Genomic DNA, 22109 nt, shown 5'->3' on the forward strand with positions numbered 1-22109 from the left:
GCTGGGGTGGTGCAGTACACCGATGTCGGCGACGTCCCCGCCGTGGAAGTCCAACGCCTGCGTGCCGTCTACGAACCACTCGCGGAGTCGGTCCGCCAGCTCATCGACGCGACGATCCGTACCGAGGTCGACGCCGACACAGTGGCCGCGGTGAAGGCAGAGATCGATGCGGCCACGGCGCGGCTGCGGTCCAAGCAGTGCGACGGCCCGTTCGGGGTGCGCTACACCACCGGCGGCGAAAGTATGGCGTGGGGAAATCCGGTGATCGGGATCCGCAATCCGATGGCGCCGCCGCTGACGATCCAGCGCGACGAAGACGGCCTGGTCTTCACCGACTTTCATCTCGGCGCGGCGTACGAAGGTCCGCCCGGGCACGTGCACGGTGGCGTCTCGGCGCTGGTCCTCGACCACGTCCTCGGCGAAGTCGCATCCAACAGAGCGACGCCCCGCTTCACGGGCAGCATCACGCTGCGGTATCTGCGCCCCACCCGGCTGGGACCGTTGCACGCCGAGGCCCGAATCACCCGCACCGACGGGATCAAGGCCTACGCGGCGGGCCATCTCGCCGACGATCAAGGCATCACCGTCGAGGCGGAGGGCGTCTTCATCCAGCCGAAGTGGGCTCGCGGCTAGGGGCGATACCGACCAGGCTGCGTGTGATGGTCGCGATCTCGGCCACCAGGACCCGCGCGGCACTGCTGTCCCCGGGCAGCGACGCCGCGTGCTCCCGAACCTGCTTCTCGCCGGCCGTGAGTGCGACGACGTCGACGGTCCACGGCAGGGCCGGGTTCGGTGGCGCGCCACGTAACGCTTCGATGTAGTCGTCGACCGCCGCCACGAAATCGGGCGTCAAGCTGGCCGGCGACTGTGCGGGCAGACTGCGTTCCAAATTCGTGCAGGCACTGGTGACCGCGTTGAGGGCAGCGCGGTAGGACCGCAACCAATGGCGTAGCTCCCGGGAATCCATCCGCGCCGCGCCGGACGCGGCCTCGAACGCCGCACGCGCCCGGAACGCCCGCTGCCACGCCGAAGCCATCGCATCCGCGGGATGGTCGAGTTCATGAACAAAGGCCTTGACCACCGTTGCGGCATAGTCGATTTCGGTCTTGAGGAGTTCGCCTGCGCGTTGTCGCAGCCGGGTCAGCGCATGGTCGGGTAACACCACGTGCGCCAACACCGCCAGGCCGCCGCCGATGACCACCGAGAACAGCCGGTCTTCCATCGTCGCGCCTGCCACCGCGGCGTTGATGTCGAGCAGGAACACCACGGCGGCGGCGATTCCCACACTGACCGCGATATAGCCGAACCGAATCACCCAGAAGGTGATGGCGAGACATGCCACGGTCAGCACCGCGGCCAGCGCACCCGTCGGCTGCCAGATCGTGGTGACCAGTGAGGCGACGATGATCCCGCCCGCGGTGCCAGCCACACGCCCGACGCAGCGAGTGTAGGTGTGCGCCGTTTCCGGCCGGAGGACGAAGAGGACCGTCAGTGCGATCCAGTGTCCGTATTCGATCGGGGCGTATCGATCGGCCGCGACCGCCAGCGCAACCGACGCCGACAGCCGCACAGCATGACGCAGGATCGGCGACGTCCACGTCAGGTGCTTGCGGATTTCGGTGACGGCCGTGCGCAGCGGGTTCATCACATCGGGTTGGAGGAAGTCGGGGAACCGGAGCTCGGCGGCTTCCTGCAGTTGCTTGGAGAACCGTTGCGCGGCTGCGGCTTCCGGCCCCTTCAGCGCGGTGACCGCGGTGTCGACGCGAACCAGCGCGTACTCGGCCTCGCGGCGCGCGTTGTGCTTGTTCTCGGCGATCGCGTCGAGGGCCACCGCCGCGTCCTCCAGCATGTGCGAAACGCGGTCTCGCTCATCGCCATCGGTGTTGCGCAGCGCGAGGAGTGCACTCATCAACCGCTCGGGCAGCCGATGCCCGCCGTGGTAGGCCTCCGGCCGCCGGGTGGCCTGGGTGTCGGCGAACGCATCGCGCAGCCAGATCAGTTGGGCGGCCTCCAGCGGCGAGTCGCGATCCGCCGCGATGCGCCGGGCGTCGGCGGCCAGGGACCGGTAAGCCCACGCCAGCGCGTCGCTCTGCGTTCGCCAGCGTTGCGGTGGCCAGACGGCGATCAATGCCGCCTGGACAAAGCCCGCGGCAATGGTCAACAGCGTCGGCAGCGCGACAGCTGCCACCGACGGCGTGACGGGTGGCGCGATGATGAGCAGGGCGGCGCCCGCGGCCGCGACGAGGCCCGCGTTGTTGCCGAGCGCCCACTGCATTCCCGCCCCCAGGCACCACACCGCGACGACGGCCACGAAGACCACGGTGTAAGCCGACGTCAACGCACCGACGAGGACGGCGGCACCCATCTGCACCGCCACGATCACGACCAGTTGCACCCGTCCGCCGGGGCTGTCCTGCAGCGCAATGGACGCGCAGACCACGCCTGCGGCCGCCGCCCAGACCGCCGCGGCACCGGAGTCCACGGCCAGCGCGAGGGCGGCCATCGTCAGGACTCCGAGCAGGCTGCGCACCACCGCGCCGACGTCCGGCGACGGTGGCCTCAACGCGTCGATAACCCGGCTGCCGGCGGTCACGTACCCATTTTGACCTCATCTGCGGCAGTCATTGGCACAACTGGCTCGACTCGTGTGGCTCCACGCAGACGCCGGCCCCGGCGGGGGTTCGCTCTCCGCGCCGTGCTGCCGCCGAACGTGTCGGCGTCAGATCGACTGGCGCACAGGATATGACCGTGCCTGCGTTGACGCTCCCGTCAGCAGTTTTGCGGCTCGTACACAGCCGATTCGGCTGTCGGAATTCACGTCGACCGATAGAGTCAAGATCGGGTCAAGCAGCCCGGAGGTGCCGATGACCAACGATGCTGTCGAATTCGGCGGCGTTGCTGGACCCTGTTCACTGCTCCGGATTCCGCCAGGTTCACCCGATCACGTTCACCGATCACGAGTGCGCACCGCCTTTTCCGACCGACGAAGGGACCCTCGATGAGCACAGCAGCAGAGCGCGCCGCTCAGCTGGAACTGACCTCCCGATTGAAGTCCGCCTATCCCGAACTGCCCGATGCGCCGACGCCCGACATGTTGGACCACGGCCGGATCACCGCCTACCTCAAGCCCGTCCACGACGTCGGCGGCGAACCCGACGCGCCCATGAAGTACGAGAACAAGCAGTACGAACTCTGGGAGCACATGACCTACGTCATGTGCGAGGTCCTCGGATGGCGCGGCATCTGGCTCTCGGAGGAGCGGCGCCGGATCGGCAACGTCGATGTCGGGCGCGCCGAATACCTCGGGCTACCGTACTACGGGCGCTGGCTGCTCGCCGTGGCGCGGGTCCTTGTGGAGAAGCACCACATCGGACTGACCGAACTGAGTGAACGGATGGCCGAGGTCAAGGAGCGCTACGCGGGCGGCCTCGAAGGCAAGACGCTCGAAGCCCGACCGAAAACCGAAGGCGACGGCTCGCAGGTCAAGCGCAATCAGCATGCCGAGGAGGCGAACGGCAAGGGTGACCCGCAGTGCTACGCAGGCCAGGCGGGCCCCCCAAAGTTCAAGGTGGGCGACCGGGTCGTGGTGCGTGAACTTCCGGTGATCTTCTACACCCGCACCCCCGAATACGTCCGTGGTGCGACGGGTGAGATCGAGGCCGTCGCCTACGAGAGCCCGGCCGCCGAGGACGAGACCTGGGACCGTCCCGTGCGTCCGGAGTGGTTCTACGTCGTCAGGTTCAACATGGCCGACCTCTGGTACGGCTACACCGGAACCGACCACGACGTCATCTCCACCGAAATCCCCGAACGCTGGCTCGAAGCCGCCAAATAGTCTCGACGAGAAAGGTATTCACTTTGTCTGACCACGGTCACGACCATGACCACGACCACGAACGGACCGTCGCCCCCATGGTCGACGAGATCACCGACTTCGAGGTCCTCGAGATCGCCCTGCGTGAATTGTGCATCGAGAAGGGCATCTTCACCGCCGAGGAACACCGCGTCATGACGGAGTTCGCCGAGCAGATCGGTCCGACGCCAGCCGCGCGTCTGGTGGCTAAGGCGTGGCTCGATCCGCAGTTCAAGGAACTCGCTCTCGCAGAACCGATGACGGCCAGCAAGGAGGTCGGTGTCGACTGGCTGCATCCCACGGGCTGGGGCACGCCGAGCGATTTCACCGCGTTCCAGATCCTCGCGGACACCCCCACCCTGCACAACGTGATCGTCTGCGCGCTGTGTTCGTGCTACCCGCGCCCGATCCTCGGCAACTCACCCGAGTGGTACCGGACCCCGAATTACCGTCGGCGCCTTGTCCGCTGGCCTCGGCAGGTGCTGGCCGAGTTCGGTCTCTACCTGCCCGACGACGTCACGATCCATGTGCAGGACTCCAACCAGAAGCACCGCTTCATGGTGATGCCGCTGCGACCCGAGGGCACCGAGGACTGGGCCGAGGATCAGTTGGTCGAGATCATCACCCGCGACTGCCTGATCGGGGTGGCGCTCCCGAAGCCGGGCGTCACGACGAACATGATCGTCGACACCCGCCCCGCGATTCACCCGGGGAACGCGGGATGAGCGCCGAGCCGCGACCGGTCGAGCCCGTACGCATCGCACCGCTCGAGGAGATCGTCGAGCGCGGCCAGGTGTGGCCGCGGATGGCCGCCAAGTGGGGCGTCGAAAACCCTGTGCCGCCGTGGAAGACGAGCCTGGACGGCATGTGCGACGCCCTCGATCGCGCCTCGTGCGACGCGAACGTCCCGTCGTTCAAGGAGCGTCGCGACGAGGAGGATGCGCTTTCGGCCACGCTGTACGCGGACCTGCCGTACCCGGAGAACCAGCTGATGTCCCTGGCGCACTCGCTCGTCGCCAGGGGTGTCATCGACGAAGCCGAACTCAAGGAACGGCTCGCTACCATCCGTGCGAGGTTGGAGGCCTGAGCGCGGCGACGCGCTAAGTTCAATCCGTGGAGAAAGTCATCATCACGCTGAGGCGTGCCGACGCCGATGACGCGTGGTGCGACAGGATCCGCGGCGACGTGGCGGCCGACCTCCTCGCGTTGGGTCTGCCGGGACTGACGATCAATGTGCGCGACGCCGTGGTGCGCGGTTCACTCATGACGCTGACGACCCTCGACCCGCCCGTCGTCGGGTTCGTCACGCTATGGGCGCATCAGTGCTACGGAGACGCGGTAACGGCGGCGCTGTCCCGGTTGACGTCCGAGGCGGAGCACGCCGATGCGTATCTGGTCACCGAATCGGTGCCGCTGCCTGCGCCGCTCACGGCCGAGGGCGCACGCACGGACGGCTTCGCCAACATCGCGCTGCTGCGTAGGCCGGACGACCTGGACGAGGCGACGTGGTTGCGGCGCTGGCACATCGACCACACGCCGGTGGCCATCGAGACACAGTCGACCTTCGGCTACACACAGAACGCGGTCGTGCGCACGTTGACGCCGGGGGCGCCGGCGATCGACGCCGTCGTCGAGGAGCTCTTCCCCGAAGCGGCGCTCACCGATCTGCACGCGTTCTTCGACGCGCCCGACGACGACGAGCTCAACCGCCGGATGACGCGAATGGTCGCCAGTACCTCCGCATTCGGCGCCAACCGCGACGTCGACACGGTGCCGACCAGTCGGTATGTGTATCGGACACCGTTTCTCGTCGACAACAGATTGGGGTAAGCGGATGACCACGCTGGACGAGGCGTTCGGCATGGCCGCCGACGAGAGCGGGCTCGCGGTCGTCTCGACCGTCCGTGCCGACAACACCGTTCAGGCATCGCTCGTCAACGTCGGCGTGCTACCGCATCCGGCCACCGGCGACCAGGTGCTCGGCTTCGTCACCTACGGCAAGGTGAAACTGGCCAACCTGCGGGCACGCCCACAGTTGGCGGTGACGTTCCGCAAGGGTTGGCAGTGGGCCACCGTGGAGGGCAGAGCGGAGTTGGCGGGGCCCGACGATTCGCAAGGCTGGCTCACCGACGGCGAGCAGCTTCGACTGTTGCTGCGCGAGGTGTTCACCGCCGCAGGCGGAACGCACGACGATTGGGACGAATACGACAGGGTGATGGCGGAGCAGCGGCGCACCGTCGTGCTTATCGCACCCACCCGGGTGTACAGCAACAGTTAGCGCATACGCTGCTGGCGTGATTCTCCAGATCGCCGACGACCAGCGGGTGCGCACGCTGACGCTCAATCGGCCCGAGGTGCTCAACGCGTTCAACGAAGAGCTGTATCACGCCACCGCGACCGCGCTGAACGAGGCGGCGGACGATCCCGATGTCGCGGTGGTACTGCTGACCGGGGCGGGACGCGCGTTCAGCGCCGGTAACGACCTCAACGAAATGCAGAGGCGCATCACCGATCCCGCGTTCAACGAGCAGGGCAGCCACTTCTCGACGATGATCGACGCGCTCGCCGACTTTCCCAAGCCGCTGATCTGTGCGGTCAACGGAGTCGGCGTCGGCATCGGCACGACGATCCTCGGCTATGCCGATCTGGCGTTCATGTCGTCGACGGCGCGTCTGAAGACGCCGTTCACCAGCCTGGGCGTGGCACCCGAAGCGGCGTCGTCGTACCTGCTGCCACGCCTGATCGGCAGGCAGAACGCCGCCTGGCTGCTGATGTCATCGGAATGGGTAAACGCCGACGAGGCTCACCGCATGGGCCTGGTGTGGAAGGTCTGTGAGCCCGACGATCTGTTGCCCGAGGCGCGTCGCCACGCCGAAGTCCTTGCCTCCCGGCCGATTTCGAGCCTGACGGCGGTCAAGCAGACGATGGTCGCACCCACTCTGGAGGGGATTGCGGCGGCAACCGAACGGGAGAATCAGCAGTTCGCCGTCTTGATGGGCGCCGCCGCCAATGCCGCCGCACTGGCCGACTTCACCGGTAAGCGGAGTCAGTAGCTCACGGATTGCGGGGTCGCCCCATTGAGCTCGCGATGCGCCGCGATCATCGCGCGCAGCGTCCGGCGGCACCGCCCACAGTCACCGCCGGCCCCGCAGGCCTCGGTGATCTGTTTCGACGTGGTGGCCCCCTTGGCCACGGCTTCGTCCACGTCGTGACTCGTCACACCCAGACACAGACAAACGAACATCGGCGTCAGCCCCGCTCGTCCACGGCCATGAGATGGGCGAACCTGCCGACGAACTGGCTGGGGTAGGGACCCAAGCCCGCGTTCGACATCCACTCTGCGGCGGCATCCGGGTGCTCGATCCACTGCCGGGTGGCATTCTCATCCTCGATTTCCTGCAGGATCATCACCTCCTGCCCGTCATCGAGCGCGCGGTAGACCCAGATCTTGCGGACACCACCGCGCTTGAAGCGCTCGATTCCGTCGTGCAACTTGACCATCAGCGCAGACACGTCCTCGACCGACGTCATGACGCCGACTACGACACGGCCCACATGATCGGCAGGCGACGGGGGATACAGGTCGATCTTCTCGACGACCTCGCCGCCGAATATCGGGGGAATGTCCTCGACGCCCGAAATGTCGAACCACTCGAAAATCTCGGGTGACCGCAAAACTTCACGCATCGACCGCACATTGCGAATGCCGATGGTCACCAATACGCGATTGGATTCCCAGATCGATGTGTACAGCACCACATGGTGGGCGCCTATCGACGCCAGCCCATCGGAATGTTTCTTGAGCCAATTCCACATGCGATCGACGTCGTCGACCCTAAAATCACAGGCAAGAATAAGCGAGTGCAGATCGTCGTCACTCATACCTATTCCATGTCCCTTAGGTGAGGCTTGCAGGTGTTAGCGCAGTCTAACCTTACTTAGCCTAGGCAGTCCAGAGTCTGTGCCTGATCTGCATCCGACGGTTGGCGCGATCGTCCGCCATCGGCTCGAAAACGCGCCTCGCGCAACGAAAAAGATGCGGCGATCGGCATTTTCTGGGCTAGATTGGGTACTGCACTGCAGCAAGCCACACCTGCCCAGCCTCAAGGTGCCTAGGAGCGAAGATGCAAGGGGATCCCGACGTTCTGAAATTGCTCAACGAGCAATTGACAAGCGAACTGACTGCCATTAACCAATACTTCCTGCATTCGAAGATGCAAGCGAATTGGGGATTCACCGAACTGGCGGAATACACCCGTAAAGAGTCGTTCGAAGAAATGCAGCACGCGGAAGCGATCACCGATCGAATTCTGATTCTCGACGGACTGCCGAACTATCAGCGACTCTTCTCCCTGCGAATCGGGCAGACCCTGCGTGAACAATTCGAGGCCGACCTGGCGATCGAATACGAGGTGCTCGCCCGCCTGAAGCCCGGCATCATCATGTGCCGCGAGAAGGAGGACGCCACCACGGCGAACCTCTTCGAGAAGATCCTGGCCAACGAAGAGGACCACATCGACTACCTCGAGACGCAGCTCGAGTTGATGGACAAGCTGGGCGTGGAGCTGTACTCGGCTCAGTGTGTGTCCCGGCCGCCCAGCCACGCATAACACCGCTGCACCGAGAGTTTCGGCAGATCCGGCTTCCGCTGTGGTGTAACTTCCATAGCCTATCTAACGATAAGTGTGGTGAGCATGTCGCCACACCAACGGAAGGTAGGTATGACCACCGCGCCAACAGACGCCGCCGCGGATCTTGAATCGCCCAGTGCGCTGATCAGCCTTCGGCGCCGCAACATCATCTTCGTTGCGGTGCTACTCGGCATGTTGCTGGCCGCGCTCGATCAAACGATCGTCGCCACCGCGCTGCCGACTGTCGTCGCGGATCTCGGGGGAGCAGGCCACCAGTCGTGGGTGGTGACCAGCTATCTGTTGGCCTCCACGATCGTCACCGCGATCGTCGGCAAGCTCGGCGATCTCTTCGGCCGCAAGGCGGTGTTCTGCGCGTCGATCCTGTTCTTCCTCGCCGGCTCGGTGCTGTGCGGGTTGGCTGGATCGATGACGATGCTGGTGGCATCGCGCGCACTTCAGGGCGTCGGTGGCGGCGCGATGATGGTCACCGCGATGGCGGTCATCGGCGAGGTCATCCCGCTGCGCGAACGCGGCCGCTATCAGGGCGCACTCGGTGCCGTATTCGGTGTCACCACGGTCATCGGCCCGCTGCTCGGCGGGTTCTTCACCGACCACCTGACCTGGCGGTGGGCGTTCTGGATCAACGTCCCGATCGGAATTCTGGTGCTCGTCGTCGGCGTCCTGGCCATTCCGTCGCTGGCCAGGACCGCCAGGCCGGTGATCGACTACGCGGGCATCCTGTTCATCGGACTGGCCGCCTCGGGTCTGACGCTGGCGACCAGCTGGGGCGGCAGCACCTACGCGTGGACATCGCCCGTGATCATCACGCTGTTCGCCGGGTCCGCGGTCGCGTTGGCGATCTTCGTGTGGGTGGAATCCCGTGCCGCGGAGCCGATTCTGCCGATCCGGCTGTTCGCCAGCCCGGTGTTCACGGTGTGCTGCATCCTCGGCTTCATCGTCGGGTTCGCGATGCTGGGCGCCCTGACGTTCCTGCCCACGTTCATGCAGTTCGTCAACGGCGTCTCGGCGACCGAGTCGGGCATGCGCACCCTGCCGATGGTCGCGGGAATGCTGATCACCTCCATCGGCAGCGGCAACATCGTCGGCCACACCGGCCGGTACAAGGTGTTCCCCGTCGTGGGCACCGCCACCATGGCGGTGGGTTTTGCATTGCTGTCCCAGATGGGTGCCGACACACCGGTCTGGCAGCAATCGGTGTACCTGTTCGTGCTCGGCGCCGGGATCGGCCTGTGCATGCAAGTCCTGATTCTGGTGGTCCAGAACACGTCCACCTTCGCCGATCTCGGCGTCGCGACGTCGGGTGTCACCTTCTTCCGGACCATCGGAAGTTCTTTCGGCGCAGCGATCTTCGGCTCGCTGTTCGCCAACTTTCTCGCAGGCCGGATTCCGTCGGCGTTGGCGGCCAGCGGTGCGCCGGCCCGCGCGGCGGACTCACCACAGGCATTGCATGCGCTGTCGCCAGAGATGGCCGCACCCATCGTCGACGCTTACGCGGATTCGCTCGGCACCGTTTTCCTGTGCGGGGTGCCCGTCGCGATCGTCGGTTTCATCGTCTCGCTCTTCCTCAAAGAGGTGCGGTTGCGGGAAATCGAAACGGTTTCGGCGACCGATCTCGGAGAGGGCTTCGGCATGCCGAGCACCGAATCGCCCGAGAAGATCCTCGAAGTGGCCATCGGTCGCATCTTCCGCGACTCGCCGGATCTTCGACTACGAAGTATCGCCCGGCTTCCCGGATGCCAACTCGACGTCACCCAGATGTGGGCGCTGCTGCAGATCTACCGCCAGAACCAGGTGTTCGGTTCGGCCACCCTGACCGATATCGCAGAACGTCTGCGAGTGCCGTACGAGGTCATCGAGCCGACTTTCGACGGCCTGGTCGCCAGGGGCCTCGCCCTGCGGGCCGGAGACCGACTGTGGCTCACCCAGTCCGGAATGAAACAGGTCGACGCCATCACGGCGCTGATCGTCGGGCGCATCGTCGACAAGCTGGCCGCGTCCTCGTCGTTCGACCGGCGCCCGGACCGGGTGGAGGTGGAGGCCGCCCTCGAGCGCATCGTGCACCGGATGCTGGTGCAACGCGGCTGGATGGAGGACCGTACAGAGCTGGCCACCGCGCGCTCAGGCACAAACTAGAACGTGTTCCAATTCGGCATTCTCCGGCGTACGATGCCGTCATGAGCCGAATTGGACCCTTCGCCGACGACGACGCCGCAGCCTGGGTGGTGAAATCGCCTGATATCGGCGTCGCGATGGCCGGATTCACGCACGCGGTCTACAACAAGAACCGCCTGCCGATGCGGGTCCGCGAACTGGCCCGGATGGTGATCGCGCTCGACAACGAATGCGTGGTGTGCCAGAACACCCGCGACTCCGCGGGCATCGCCGCGGGTGTCGACGAGGACCTCTACGACCACGCCGCGGAATGGCGGACCTGGCCTGGCTACAGCGAACAGGAGCGGATCGCCGCCGAGTTCGCCGAACGCTTCGCGAACGACCACACCGGACTGCGCGACGACGAGGACTTCTGGGCGCGGTGCAGCGAGCACTTCGATGACGAGTTGCTGACCGACCTCGCGCTGTCCTGCGCGATGTGGCTCGGCATGGGCCGGATGCTGCGGACGCTGGACATCGGCCAAACCTGCAAGATCACGCTGTAGTCCGGCGCGACACCGCGCACAATGGCGGCTATGAGATCGCGGGCCGCCAAACCTCTCGCCGCAGCCGCCATCGCCCAGCTCGAGGCCGACGGTGTCGCCACATTGATCGGCACCGTGGTGAACTCGGCGGGGCTCACCCACGCCAAGACGGTTCCGTTGAGACGGATGAGCGCATTCGCTGACCCCGGACTCGGCGCCAGCCCCGTCTTCCACGTCTTCGCCATCGACCAGACGGGCATCGTGTTCGGCGACGCGATCGGCGTGGTCGGCGACCAGCGAATTCGTATCGATCTGGGCGCATTGCGCATTCTCGGTGACGGATTGTGTTGGGCGCCCGGCGCTTTCTTCAACCAGGACGGCTCACCGGATCCGTATTGCAGCCGCGGCATCCTGCAGCGAGTCGAGGACCGGTTGGCGGAGGTGGGCATCGATGCCGTCGTCGGTCACGAGATGGAGTTCATTCTCGTCGGACCCGACGGTAGCGAACTGCCCTCACATCTGTGGGCGCAGTACGGGCTTGCCGGAGTGCTCGAGTTCGAAGGTTTTGTTCGCGATGTCACCAATGCCGCGACGAACTCCGGTGTCGCGATCGAACAATTTCATCCCGAGTACGGCCGGAATCAGTTCGAGATCTCGTTGTCCCCGCAGTCGCCGGTGGCGGCTGCCGACTCCCTCGTGCTGATACGCATCATCATCGGCCGGGTGGCGCGGCGGTACGGGCTGCGGGTCAGCCTCTCGCCGGTGCCGTTCGCCGGCAGTGTCGGATCGGGCTCGCACCAACACTTCTCGATGAAGCGCGGCGACGTTCCGCTGTTCTCCGATGGCTCGGGAACCGCGGGGATGACGCCGGAGGGGGAGTCCGCGGTGGGCGGACTGCTGGCGGGTCTGCCCGAGGCGCAGGGCGTCCTGTGTGGCTCGGTGCTGTCCGGGCTGCGCATGCAGCCGGGACACTGGTCGGGCGCATATATCTGCTGGGGTACCGAAAACCGAGAAGCCGCAGTGCGATTCCTGATCGGCGGACCCAGCAATCCGCAGGGTGCCAACGTCGAGGTCAAGGTCATCGACCCCTCGGCGAATCCCTATCTGGCGACGGCCTCGATTCTGGGCCTCGCGCTCGACGGGATCGAACGCAAGCTGACGTTGCCGCCCGAGGTCACCGTCGACCCCGCCTCACTCACCGATGCGCAGCGGGCGGAACTGGGAATCAAGCTGTTGACGCCGGAACAGACCGATGCGATCGATGCGCTCGATCAATCATCGTTGCTGCGAGGGATTCTGGGCGATGAGGCGGTCGACGCCGTCGTGGCTGTGCGGCGATACGAAGCGCAGAATTACGGAGATCTAAAGCCGGACGAGCTGGCGGAGAAGTTCCGGCTCGCCTGGAGCGTGTGACGTCGTATGACGTCATCGGCGCTGGCCGAGCACATCGAGACGGTGGCCCTGGTCGACCACCACGTGCACGGGTGCCTGCTGCGACCGATTGAGCGTCGCCGTTTCGAGAACCTGCTGAACGAGGCCAACGTCGAGCCGCTCGCGGACTTCGATACGGCGTTCGACACGCAGCTCGGCTTCGCGATGCGCGCCCATTGCGCACCGCTGCTGGGACTGCCGCGCCACAGCGATGCCGATGCCTACTGGCGGGCGCGCAGCGCGCTCTCCGAAGACGATCTGGCGCGAAGGTTTCTGTCATCGGCGAACGTGTCCGACTGGCTGGTGGACACCGGATTCGCGGCCGGAGTAGCGGATCTCGACGCGATGGCCGGTCTATCGGTCGGCCGTGTGCACGAGATCGTCCGGCTCGAGTCGGTGGCGGAACAGGCTGTCCAGGCATCCGGTGATTACACGGCGGCATTCACCGAGATCCTGCACGAACGGGCGGCGACGACGGTCGCGACCAAATCGATCCTCGCGTACCGGGGCGGCTTCATCGGTGACCTGTCCGAACCCGCCCCAGGCGAAGTCGCCGCCGCCGCGGCCAGGTGGCGCGACAGCGGAGAGCCCCGCCTGACTGACCGGGTGCTGTTGCGGTTCGGCCTGCATGAGGCGCTGCGGCTAGGAAAACCGCTGCAGTTCCACGTCGGCTTCGGTGACCGCGACTGCGATCTGCACACCACCAATCCGCTCTACCTCGCCGACTTTCTGCGGCGCACCGGCGACGTGCCGATCATGCTGCTGCACTGCTACCCGTACGAGCGTGAGGCGGGCTATCTGGCGCAGGCGTTCAACAATGTGTACCTCGACGGTGGGCTGGCGATCAATTATCTCGGCGCGCGCTCGTCGCAGTTCATCGGTCGCCTGCTGGAGATGGCGCCGTTCCGCAAGATCCTCTATTCGTCGGACGGATTCGGCCCTGCCGAGTTGCACTACCTAGGAGCGCGGCTGTGGCGCAGCGGAATTCGAGAGGTGCTCCATGGATTCGTCGACGCCGACGAATGGAGCGAAGCCGATGCGATACGGGTCGTCGACCTGATCGCCCGCGATAACGCGCGGCGCGTCTACTCGCTCGACTGAGTCAGATCAGACCGGTGGCGTCGAACATCGGGATGGTGTACGCGGCCGTGATCTCCTCGAGCCAGGTCGCGGGCGCGGTGTTCGTCAGCCCGCTCATGTCCCAGTAGTCCTTCCACACCGTGATCTTGTCGCCGGAGACCTTGTGCACCGTGACGAACCGCAACAGAGCCTCTTCGCCGCTCTTCCACTTCCACGTCTCGGAGTGCTCGTACAGGACGTCGTCGCCGCTGCTCACCAGCACGCCGTCGTGATTCCCATAGGAGGCAAGGGGTTCGAGCCCGAACCGCAGTTTCGCGATGATGTCGTCCGGTCCACGCGTGGAAAGGGCAGGCCCCAACGGCATATCGCAATAGATGCAGTCGTCAGCGAGGTACGTCTTCACCGAATCCCAGTCCCGAGCCGACAGGGCCTTCCACATGCCCCGCACCGTATCCTCAACTGACACTTGACAGCTCCGATTCTCGAGTCGTCTGAGCCGGCGCCTTGTGCGCGGCCCGCAGAAACCTTCCGGTGCGCCGGGTGCCGACGGCGTCGGTCGCCTCGCCGTCGAGGAACACCGGTTCGCCCGCGACGAGCACCGCGCGCACCGTGTCGTCGTTGCGATTGACCATTCGCGACAGACCGCCGTACTGCTCGACCGGCGCCTCGGCGTACTCGTCAAGCGATCCGTCCAGCCGCTCGGGATCGATGACGACGATGTCGGCGCGGTCACCGATGCGCAGGTGTCCGGCATCGAGGCGATACCAGTCGGCGAGTTCACCGGTGAGCCGGTGCACCGCCTGCTCGACGGTCATGAACGGCTTGCCGGCCAGCTCCGACTGGTAAACGTGGCGCAGCAGACGCAGCCCCATGTTGTAGAACGCCATGTTGCGAAGGTGGGCGCCGGCATCGGAGAAGCCCATCTGGATGCCGGGGTCGCGGGCCAGGCTCTTGAGCACCTCGGGCCGATGGTTGGAGATCGTCGTACGCCAGCGCAACGCCCTGCCGTGTTCGACAACCAGGTCCAGGAATGCGTCGACGGGATGCACGCCGCGGTCGAGGCCGACTTCCCCGAACGACAGACCGACGACCGATTCATCTGGGCAGCCAACGATCTCGGCGTCGAAGAAGTCGCGCTGCCATACCCGAACGCCGAACTTGGACTCGTACTCCTTGCGGAACTGCCTGCGGTACGTCTCATCGCGCAGCAGACCGTTGCGCTCGACCTCGTCGCGCAGATGCAATGCTGCGGCACCCGCACCGAACTCCTCGAAGACCACCAGATCGATGCCGTCGGCGTAGACCTCGAACGGCACCGGCAGGTGCTGCCAGCGGAAGTTGCCGCCGAGTCGGTTGACCAGCCGGGCGAGCGGGCCGAGCATTTTGATCGCATACGGATTCGATTTGACATCGGCCGCCGACAGCAGGCTGGTCTTGAGTGGGTTGCGGAAGATGCCGAGCGACTGGAACACCTGCGAGCCGAGGTTCAGCGGATTCTGGATGTCGGGTCCGGACTGCAGGACCCGCCCCGCGCGCCGCAGCTTGGACTTGAGCCGTCGCAGCTCGCGTGGTTTGGCGTAGGTCGACGGCAACGTGCGGGATCGGCAGACCTCCCCGTCGAGCTTATCGAAAAGCAGTTGCTGAGAAGACATTCCGACGAACCCGGCACGAAGTGCTTCGTCGAGCCACTTCTCCATCTGGGCCTGTTCGCTGCGGGTCGGCCGCTGCCGCTTCTGGGTCGCACGGTCGAGGCCCATGGTCGCGGCGCGCATGTCGGAGTGCCCGATGAACGCCGCCACGTTGGGTCCGAGCGGACGCGCCTCCAGCGCCGCGATGTACTCCTCGCAGTTCGTCCAGGTCTTGTGCTGGTCGATCGCTCCGATGACGTGTTCGCGAGGGATCGCCTCTACTCGTCCGAAGATGTCGCCGGCATCGACTCCGTCGACGTGCACCGTGGACAGCGAGCACGAGCCGAGCATCACCGTCGTGACGCCGTGGCGCAGCGACTCCGTCAGTGCCGGGCCGACGAGCACCTCCACGTCGTAGTGGGTGTGGATGTCGAGCATGCCGGGCAGCACCCATTTGCCGGTCGCGTCGATGACCCGGGGGCAGCCCGTCTGATCGAGATCGTCCGGGGTGATCGTCACGACGTGACCATCGCGGATGCCGATGTTGCGGATGGCCGAGGGGGCGCCGGTGCCGTCGAACCAACGGCCGTTTCTGATGATCGTGTCGTACGTCACCACGTCATAGAACAGTGCCGACCCGCGAGTGTCAACGATATTGGTGAACAGATCGCAGATATTGTCTACTTTGGCAGCTGACCTGCTGTTATTCCTGCGTCCAACCATCCGGCTGACGCCCGTCGAGGTCGGTGAAGCCGTACTCATGCGCGAGGTCGGCGGACGTGACGGACTGTTGGTTGAAGCGTGCGCGGTGCGGGTCCGCGGCGATCGCGGCTACCCCGCGCCCCACGTATCGTGGCGTCTCCGATTCGGCGAACCCCGGGGGAGCGACAGGGCCGTCAGTCCGACACGGATCCAGTGCGCAGTGCCAGTTCTCCTCGGTGACGCCCCAGTTGTCGAGCATCATCTCCGAGCGCAGCCAACCCGGTGTGACCGCAACCGCGGTGGCACCGAACGCCTTCAGCTCGTGGCCCTGGCTGTAGGCCAGCCGGTTGACCGCGGTCTTCGCCAGGTCGTAGAACACCGACAGCCGGTAGTTGTGGTCGTTGAAACTCTTTGTCCCGTCGGTCACTTCGACGAGCAATCCGCCGGGCTTGCCCACCAGCAGCGGTAGGAGGCGGTGTGAGGTGATCAGGTGGGTGTCGACGCCGAGCCGCAGGATGCGCAGACCGACGGTGATGTCGTGTTCCCAGATGGGCCGGTTCCACAGCGGCGGGCCGCCCTTGAGGACCTCCGCACCCCAGATGTCGTTGACCAGGATGTCGATCGCGCCGTAGTCGGCACGGATGCGCTCGGCCAGGCGTGCGACCGCGTCGGTGTCGAGATGGTCGACCTGCACCGCCACGCCGGTGCCGCCCAGTCGGGTGACGAGTTCGGCCGTCTCTTCGATGGTTTCGGGTCGGTCGTAGTCGGACTGTTCGTTACCGGACACGCTGCTGCGACCGGTGCAGATCACCGTCGCGCCTGCCTCGCCGAGCGCTGCTGCGATACCGCGCCCGGCACCGCGAGTCGCCCCGGCCACCACCGCTACGCGACCGCGTAGCGCATCGGTGTCCGGAGCCCAGTTCACAGGTGAATACTGGCGAATGTGACCCCGTTACAGCGCTATATCGCAGAAGAAATCGCCACGGATCACGTCGATGGGTTGCTGTCCAGACGCGAAGCCTTGCGCCGGCTGGGCCTGCTTGGAATCGGCACCGCGGCTGCCACCGCGCTGATCGCGGCATGCAGCGAGAACAAGCAGCCAATTTCGGACGCGCCGGTCACCTCCAGCGAACCCGCAACCGCGAGCGCGCCGCCGCCGGGATCGGAGAACGCGCTCCCGACCGAACCGATCACCTGGGCCGGGCCGCGCGGCGAGTTGCAGGCCGCCTGGGCGCCCGCGGCGGAACCGCGCGGCGGCGTGCTCGTCATCCACGAGAACAAGGGACTCAACGACTACATCCGTTCGGTGGCCGGACGGTTCGCCGGCATCGGCTACTCGGCGCTGGCGATCGATCTGCTGTCGGCGCAGGGCGGCACCGGGACGTTCGCCGACCCCGCCGAGGCCACCGCGGCCCTCGGCCAGATTCCGCCGGAGGAGGCCGTCGCGAATCTGAAGTCGGGAATCGATGAACTGCAGCGCCGCGTTCCGGGCAAGAAGATCGCCGCGGTCGGCTTCTGCATGGGCGGCGGCTACGTCTGGCGGTTGTTGGCCTCCGATGAGCCGCGGCTGGCCGCCGCGGTGCCGTTTTACGGTCCGACCCCGGACAACCCGGACTTTGCCGGCTCCAAAGATGTTGCGGTACTGGGTATCTACGCCGCCCAGGATCAGCGCGTCAACGCCACCGAGCCCGTCGCACGCGCGGCGCTGGAGAAGGCGGGGCTGGTGTTCGAACTGGTCACCGAGCCCGACGCCAACCACGCGTTCTTCAACGACACCGGCGAGCGCTACAACGCCGCCGCCGCTGCCGATGCCTGGCGCCGCGTGCAGGAGTGGTTCACCAAGTACGTCGCCTGACTTCCTCTCGGCTGACCTCCTCTCGGCTGACCTCCTCTCGCGAGCAGACGTGGAAACCCCCAGAAATGCCGTCAATAGGGGGTTTTCACGACTGCTCGCGGTTAGACGGGTGCGGCGTTAGGTTGTCGGCATGGGTGTCGTGCCGACCGGCCCACAGGAGATCGAGCGAACGCGAACCCTGTGGTTCGCGCTGCTGCTCACCATGGCCAACGGATTCCTCGACGCGCACACCTACCTCGCCCGCGGTGGTGTGTTCGCCAACGTCCAGACCGCCAACGTGATCTTCTTCGCCATCGACTCCTCGGAGGGCAAATGGAGCGCGGCCCTGGCTCATGTGTGGCCGCTGCTGGCGTTCATCACCGGGATGGCGGTCGCATCGCATATCAAATCCGGCCGTGTCGACCGGTTTCTCCCGCACGCGCTGCGCTGGACGATGGCGGTGCAGGCCACCGCACTCGCCATCATCGGATTCGTCCCGGCGTCGGTGCCCCACAGCTACGTGACGGTGCCGATCTCGTTCTTGGCGGCCATGCAGATCGGCCTGTTCCGCAACATCGGTGACCTCGCGTACCTCCCCGTCGCCACCACCGGCAACCTGATGCGGTTCATGGAGTCCGGGTACGACGCGTTCATCGGCGGAAGTGACGAGTCACGACGGGCCTTCAGTGTCTACGGCGCACTGATCATCGTGTTCACGGCGGGTGCGGTGACCGGTTCGGTGGCCACGATGGCCTGGGGTGTGCACGCGATCTGGCTGCCTGCCGCATTGCTCGCGGTGACACTCGTTCTGTTCATCATCGATGAGCGTCACTTGCGGTGATCTACGATCCAGTAATGCTCAGGTCGTTGATGCTTCTCACCGCCGCAGCGACGCTGCCCGTCGCCGCAACGACCGCCATCGCCGTTGCCGAGCCCCCTCCCACCTGCACTTTCAACCTGACGCCGCCGCAGGTCGTGTCGGTCTCGGGTACCGAGATGGTCACCGCAACCCTTTCGCCGGGCGCATGTGAGCGATCCGTTGCCTACCTGTCGGTGGCGTGCCTTCAACTCGAGGGCAGTCCAGAGGCCCCCAACTGTCAGCAGAACAACGGGGTGTTGGAGGCTCAGGTCTTTTACGCGCCGTACACCCCGGGGGCCACGTATGTGTCGACCGGGCGCGGATGCGCCAACACCGGTAATCCGCCGCAGCCGGTGTGCACACCGGTCGGCCCGATCACCGCGACGATCTAACGCACGGCTGCCGAAAGCGTCCGGTTGAACCACGACCGGCCGACAATCGTGTCCAGGGGAGAACGTGAGGGGACGCGATGAAGAAGATATTGCTGTTGTGCGCGACGGTCTGTCTGGCGGCCGCATTCACCGCATGTGGCAGCGAATCGAGTTACACCACATCAGAGGGCGATAGCGGCACCGCGACCGCGACCGCCAGCCCTGAAGCCACCGGCGAAACCACCACTAGTGCCAGCGACGAGGCTGCCGGCCCGACGATCACGGTGGCGGACATGAGCTTCGGCGAGCCCATCACCGTCGCGCCCGGAGCGCAGATCACCGTGAAGAACGATGACTCCGTGGAGCACTCGGTGACGTCGCAGGCCGCAGGCCAGTTCGAGCTGCATGTGGACGGGGGCGAACAGGGCAGCTTCACCGCACCGACCGAGCCGGGGGAGTACGCGTTCTACTGCGTGTACCACCCATCGATGAAGGGCACCTTGATCGTCAAGTAGTCGTCCCGGCCCCACGTTCTGTTTAGACGCGTCGGTCGGCGGGCACCCGCAGAATTGGCGGGTTCGTCAATCGTCGTGACCCGGACAGATCGAAGGAGTCGAGATGGACCGCAATGTCATGATCTGGATCGTTGTCGCCGTTGCGGCGATCGTGGCGATCGCGATTGTCGCCTGGGCCGTGCGTAACTCGCGCCGTCGCGCTGAGGCGGAGCGGTTGCGCAGCGAAATCGGCCAGCGCACCGAACATCTCGAGAAGCGCGAAGCCGTGGCCGAGGAAACGGCGGCCAAGGCGCGTGCCGCTCAGGCCGAGGCCGAGGCCAAGGCGGCCGAAGCCGCCCGCCTGGAGAACACCGCGCGCGCCCACCGCGAGGCGGTCACCAGCACTCGGGACGAACTGGACGCGCAGCGGGAACGCGCCGCCCGGTTGGATCCGAAGGGCAGCACCGACGAACCCGCGCCCGGCAAGGCCGACGACGTGCGCACGGAGGCCACCGCACCGCAGCAGCAGCCCTCCTCGCACGAGCGCCAGCGTTCGTGAAGCGCCGTCGACGCGGTACCGCGGCGGCGGTGCTGTTCGACATCGACGGCACCTTGGTCGACTCGAACTACCAGCACGTCCACGCGTGGTGCCGAGCGTTCACCGACATCGGGACACCGGTCGACGCCTGGCGGATCCACCGCTGCATAGGCATGGACGGCACCACGTTGGTCAAAACGCTGGCCGAGGGTGCCGACGACGACGCCAGGACGCGGGCCAAGGATTTGCATTCCAAGTACTACAAGGAGTCCGCGTCGCTGCTGCGCCCGCTGCCGGGTGCACGTGGACTGTTGGAGGCGGTCGAAAAGCTAGGTGTGCAGGTCGTTTTGGCGACCTCGGCACCCGACGACGAACTCGCGATCCTGCGTGACGTGCTCGATTGCGATCACCTGGTCTCGGCGATGACGTCGTCGGAGGACGTCGACACCGCCAAGCCTCGCCCCGACATCATCAACGTCGCGCTCGAGCGGGCCGGCGTGGAACCCGCGCACGCCGTCTTCGTCGGTGACTCCGTGTGGGACGTCGAAGCATGCAAACGGGCGGACGTGGTCACCCTCGCCCTGCTGTCCGGCGGAGTCTCGAAGTGCGAACTCGAGGAAGCCGGGGCGCACCAGGTGTTCGAGGACGCGCTCGATCTGTGCCAGCACCTCGACGACACCCCGATCGCGGCGCTGGCCAACCTGGTCGGGGCCCGGTAGCCGTCAGCTCGGCGGTGTCCAGGCCACCGGCAGGCGTTTGATGCCGTGAATGAACGGCGACAGCAGCCTGCTGGGTTCCTCGGTCGCCTCGATGTCGGGGATCTGGCGGTGCAATTCCTCGAAGACGACGCTGATCTCGCGACGAGCGAGGTTGGCGCCCAGGCAGAAATGCGCCCCGCCGCCACCGAAGCCGGCATGCGGGTTGGGATTGCGGGCGAGGTCGAACGTCCACGGATCGGTGAACTTGTCCTCGTCGCGGTTCGCCGAGCAGTACCAGAGGCTCACCTTGTCGCCCGCCGCCATCTTGGTGCCGCTCAGCTCGCAGTCTTCGGTAAGCGTGCGGCGCATGTAGATGACGGGTGACGCCCACCGCACGATCTCCTCGACTGCGGTCGGCGCCAGCGCCGGGTAGTCCGCCCACCATTTCGCGCGCTCGTCCGGGTAGCGCGTCAACGCGAGGACACCGTGGCTGATGGCATTGCGGGTGGTCTCGTTGCCGGCGACCACGAGCAGGATGAAGAACGAGGCGATCTCGGCCGACGTCAGCCGCTCACCGTTGACTTCGGCCTGGACCAGCGCCGTCGTGAGATCCTCCTGCGGATGGGCCCGCCGGTCCTCGGCATGTGCGGTGGCGTAGGCGCCGATGTCCATCGCGACCTTGACGAATTCCTCGTAATCCTGGGCGATGTCCTTGTCGCCGAACCCGAGGATCACGTTGGTCCAGTGGAAGATCTGCTGGTGGTCTTCCTCGGGGAGGCCCATCATGTCGCAGATGACCTGCAGCGGCAGTGGCCCGGCGAGCTCCGCAACCACTTCACCCCTGCCATCGGGATGCTCGGCGATCATCGTCTCGACGAGGCGGCGTGCGCGTTCCCGTACCGATTCCTCGGTGCGGGCGACGACGCGCGGGGTGAAGGCCCTACTGACGATATTGCGCAGCCGCAGGTGTTTCGGGTCGTCCATCGCGATCATCGAGCCGAAGAACTCCGACACCTCGGGATTGGCGTCGTTGATGGTGATGCCGGGACTGGAGCTGAAGATGTGTGGATGACGGCTGGCGAAATGCACGTCGTCGAACCGGGTCAGCGCCCAATGTCCGGGGCCGGGTTGCACGCCGGGAGTCTCCAACGGCTCGTGGAAGGAGACGGGCGCTTCGCGCCGCAATGTCGCGAACGCCCCGTCACGCAGGTCGTCATCCAGCACCCAGAACTTCCAGTCGCCGAGGTCGATGTCCGACAGCGGCACGTTCGGGGGAGCGGTACCGTTCACGCGCGTCGCAATGCCCACGTCGTGGAGGGTAGGCCGACCGGGT

The 22109-nt window shown here is 65.9% G+C and carries 25 protein-coding genes; 18 read left to right on the forward strand and 7 right to left on the reverse strand.

Annotated features, from left to right (window positions below; translation table 11 throughout):
- Nucleotides 1-6: 6 nt before the first annotated feature.
- Nucleotides 7-633 (forward strand): PaaI family thioesterase, encoded by a 627-nt coding sequence (locus G6N43_RS16600; RefSeq protein WP_083150821.1) that lies wholly within the window; start codon nucleotides 7-9, stop codon nucleotides 631-633.
- On the opposite strand, the gene G6N43_RS16605 is transcribed toward G6N43_RS16600, so the two are convergent.
- Nucleotides 605-2593, reverse strand: coding sequence for an FUSC family protein (locus G6N43_RS16605; RefSeq protein ID WP_110810359.1), 1989 nt, complete (start codon nucleotides 2591-2593; stop codon nucleotides 605-607). The genes G6N43_RS16600 and G6N43_RS16605 overlap by 29 nt on opposite strands.
- A 405-nt stretch (nucleotides 2594-2998) precedes the next feature.
- Here G6N43_RS16605 and G6N43_RS16610 point away from each other — a divergent pair, with 405 nt between their 5' ends.
- From G6N43_RS16610 to G6N43_RS16635, 6 genes are all read left to right on the forward strand, one after another.
- Nucleotides 2999-3835, forward strand: coding sequence for an SH3-like domain-containing protein (locus G6N43_RS16610; protein WP_083150823.1), 837 nt, complete (start codon nucleotides 2999-3001; stop codon nucleotides 3833-3835).
- Nucleotides 3836-3912: 77 nt separating this feature from the next.
- Nucleotides 3913-4578, forward strand: a complete 666-nt coding sequence (gene scnC / locus G6N43_RS16615; RefSeq protein ID WP_083150825.1) for a thiocyanate hydrolase subunit gamma — start codon at nucleotides 3913-3915, stop codon at nucleotides 4576-4578.
- Entirely contained in the window at nucleotides 4575-4940 is a 366-nt protein-coding gene (locus tag G6N43_RS16620) for a thiocyanate hydrolase (RefSeq protein ID WP_083150827.1), read from the forward strand. The genes scnC and G6N43_RS16620 overlap by 4 nt, the downstream gene beginning before the upstream one ends.
- A 26-nt stretch (nucleotides 4941-4966) precedes the next feature.
- A complete protein-coding gene (locus G6N43_RS16625; protein WP_083150829.1) occupies nucleotides 4967-5683 on the forward strand; it encodes an EthD domain-containing protein in 717 nt (238 codons plus the stop codon).
- A gap of 4 nt (nucleotides 5684-5687) precedes the next feature.
- A complete protein-coding gene (locus tag G6N43_RS16630; protein WP_083150831.1) occupies nucleotides 5688-6131 on the forward strand; it encodes a PPOX class F420-dependent oxidoreductase in 444 nt (147 codons plus the stop codon).
- Nucleotides 6132-6147: 16 nt separating this feature from the next.
- Nucleotides 6148-6906: an enoyl-CoA hydratase/isomerase family protein gene (locus tag G6N43_RS16635; RefSeq protein WP_083150833.1), complete on the forward strand. Its 759-nt coding sequence runs from the start codon at nucleotides 6148-6150 to the stop codon at nucleotides 6904-6906.
- Here the strand turns inward: G6N43_RS16635 and G6N43_RS16640 are convergent.
- Together G6N43_RS16640 and G6N43_RS16645 are read right to left on the reverse strand one after the other, a co-directional pair.
- A complete protein-coding gene (locus G6N43_RS16640) occupies nucleotides 6900-7097 on the reverse strand; it encodes a (2Fe-2S)-binding protein (protein ID WP_083150835.1) in 198 nt (65 codons plus the stop codon). The two genes, G6N43_RS16635 and G6N43_RS16640, sit on opposite strands and share 7 nt — an antisense overlap.
- 5 nt (nucleotides 7098-7102) lie before the next feature.
- Complete coding sequence (locus G6N43_RS16645; protein ID WP_083150837.1) at nucleotides 7103-7735, reverse strand: fatty-acid--CoA ligase; 633 nt, start codon at nucleotides 7733-7735, stop codon at nucleotides 7103-7105.
- A 242-nt stretch (nucleotides 7736-7977) separates the two neighbouring features.
- Here G6N43_RS16645 and bfr point away from each other — a divergent pair, with 242 nt between their 5' ends.
- The 5 genes from bfr (at nucleotide 7978) to G6N43_RS16670 (ending at nucleotide 13673) form a co-directional block, all read left to right on the forward strand.
- The gene (bfr, locus tag G6N43_RS16650; RefSeq protein WP_083150839.1) at nucleotides 7978-8463 is read left to right on the forward strand and encodes a bacterioferritin; all 486 of its coding nucleotides are present in this window, start codon (nucleotides 7978-7980) and stop codon (nucleotides 8461-8463) included.
- A 111-nt stretch (nucleotides 8464-8574) separates the two neighbouring features.
- On the forward strand, nucleotides 8575-10638 hold the full coding sequence (locus G6N43_RS16655) for an MDR family MFS transporter (RefSeq protein ID WP_083150841.1): 2064 nt from the start codon (nucleotides 8575-8577) through the stop codon (nucleotides 10636-10638).
- A 41-nt stretch (nucleotides 10639-10679) separates the two neighbouring features.
- Nucleotides 10680-11162 carry a carboxymuconolactone decarboxylase family protein gene (locus G6N43_RS16660; protein ID WP_083150843.1) on the forward strand — a complete coding sequence of 161 codons (483 nt, stop codon included), beginning with the start codon at nucleotides 10680-10682 and terminating at the stop codon, nucleotides 11160-11162.
- Between the two features lie 30 nt (nucleotides 11163-11192).
- Entirely contained in the window at nucleotides 11193-12554 is a 1362-nt protein-coding gene (locus G6N43_RS16665) for a type I glutamate--ammonia ligase (RefSeq protein WP_083150845.1), read from the forward strand.
- A 6-nt stretch (nucleotides 12555-12560) separates the two neighbouring features.
- Nucleotides 12561-13673: an amidohydrolase family protein gene (locus G6N43_RS16670; RefSeq protein ID WP_083150847.1), complete on the forward strand. Its 1113-nt coding sequence runs from the start codon at nucleotides 12561-12563 to the stop codon at nucleotides 13671-13673.
- A 1-nt stretch (nucleotide 13674) separates the two neighbouring features.
- Here G6N43_RS16670 and G6N43_RS16675 read toward each other — a convergent pair whose 3' ends face one another.
- The 3 genes from G6N43_RS16675 to G6N43_RS16685 form a co-directional block, all read right to left on the reverse strand.
- Entirely contained in the window at nucleotides 13675-14091 is a 417-nt protein-coding gene (locus tag G6N43_RS16675; RefSeq protein ID WP_179967880.1) for a nuclear transport factor 2 family protein, read from the reverse strand.
- Nucleotides 14092-14107: 16 nt separating this feature from the next.
- A complete protein-coding gene (locus G6N43_RS16680; protein ID WP_179967881.1) occupies nucleotides 14108-15895 on the reverse strand; it encodes an N-acyl-D-amino-acid deacylase family protein in 1788 nt (595 codons plus the stop codon).
- Nucleotides 15896-15983: 88 nt separating this feature from the next.
- A complete protein-coding gene (locus G6N43_RS16685; RefSeq protein ID WP_083150853.1) occupies nucleotides 15984-16907 on the reverse strand; it encodes an SDR family oxidoreductase in 924 nt (307 codons plus the stop codon).
- Nucleotides 16908-16925: 18 nt separating this feature from the next.
- On the opposite strand from G6N43_RS16685, the gene G6N43_RS16690 reads away from it, so the two are divergent.
- The 6 genes from G6N43_RS16690 (at nucleotide 16926) to G6N43_RS16715 (ending at nucleotide 20797) form a co-directional block, all read left to right on the forward strand.
- The gene (locus G6N43_RS16690; protein ID WP_083150855.1) at nucleotides 16926-17837 is read left to right on the forward strand and encodes a dienelactone hydrolase family protein; all 912 of its coding nucleotides are present in this window, start codon (nucleotides 16926-16928) and stop codon (nucleotides 17835-17837) included.
- Between the two features lie 130 nt (nucleotides 17838-17967).
- Nucleotides 17968-18657, forward strand: coding sequence for a YoaK family protein (locus tag G6N43_RS16695; protein WP_083150857.1), 690 nt, complete (start codon nucleotides 17968-17970; stop codon nucleotides 18655-18657).
- Between the two features lie 14 nt (nucleotides 18658-18671).
- The gene (locus tag G6N43_RS16700; RefSeq protein WP_083150859.1) at nucleotides 18672-19067 is read left to right on the forward strand and encodes a hypothetical protein; all 396 of its coding nucleotides are present in this window, start codon (nucleotides 18672-18674) and stop codon (nucleotides 19065-19067) included.
- Between the two features lie 77 nt (nucleotides 19068-19144).
- Nucleotides 19145-19561: a cupredoxin domain-containing protein gene (locus G6N43_RS16705; protein ID WP_083150861.1), complete on the forward strand. Its 417-nt coding sequence runs from the start codon at nucleotides 19145-19147 to the stop codon at nucleotides 19559-19561.
- Nucleotides 19562-19664: 103 nt separating this feature from the next.
- A complete protein-coding gene (locus G6N43_RS16710) occupies nucleotides 19665-20099 on the forward strand; it encodes a hypothetical protein (protein WP_083150864.1) in 435 nt (144 codons plus the stop codon).
- Complete coding sequence (locus G6N43_RS16715) at nucleotides 20096-20797, forward strand: HAD family hydrolase (RefSeq protein ID WP_083150866.1); 702 nt, start codon at nucleotides 20096-20098, stop codon at nucleotides 20795-20797. The genes G6N43_RS16710 and G6N43_RS16715 overlap by 4 nt, the downstream gene beginning before the upstream one ends.
- A gap of 3 nt (nucleotides 20798-20800) precedes the next feature.
- Here G6N43_RS16715 and G6N43_RS16720 read toward each other — a convergent pair whose 3' ends face one another.
- Nucleotides 20801-22084, reverse strand: a complete 1284-nt coding sequence (locus G6N43_RS16720; RefSeq protein ID WP_083150868.1) for a cytochrome P450 — start codon at nucleotides 22082-22084, stop codon at nucleotides 20801-20803.
- Nucleotides 22085-22109: the final 25 nt, after the last annotated feature.

This window comes from Mycolicibacterium moriokaense, assembly GCF_010726085.1.
GTDB lineage: Bacteria > Actinomycetota > Actinomycetes > Mycobacteriales > Mycobacteriaceae > Mycobacterium > Mycobacterium moriokaense.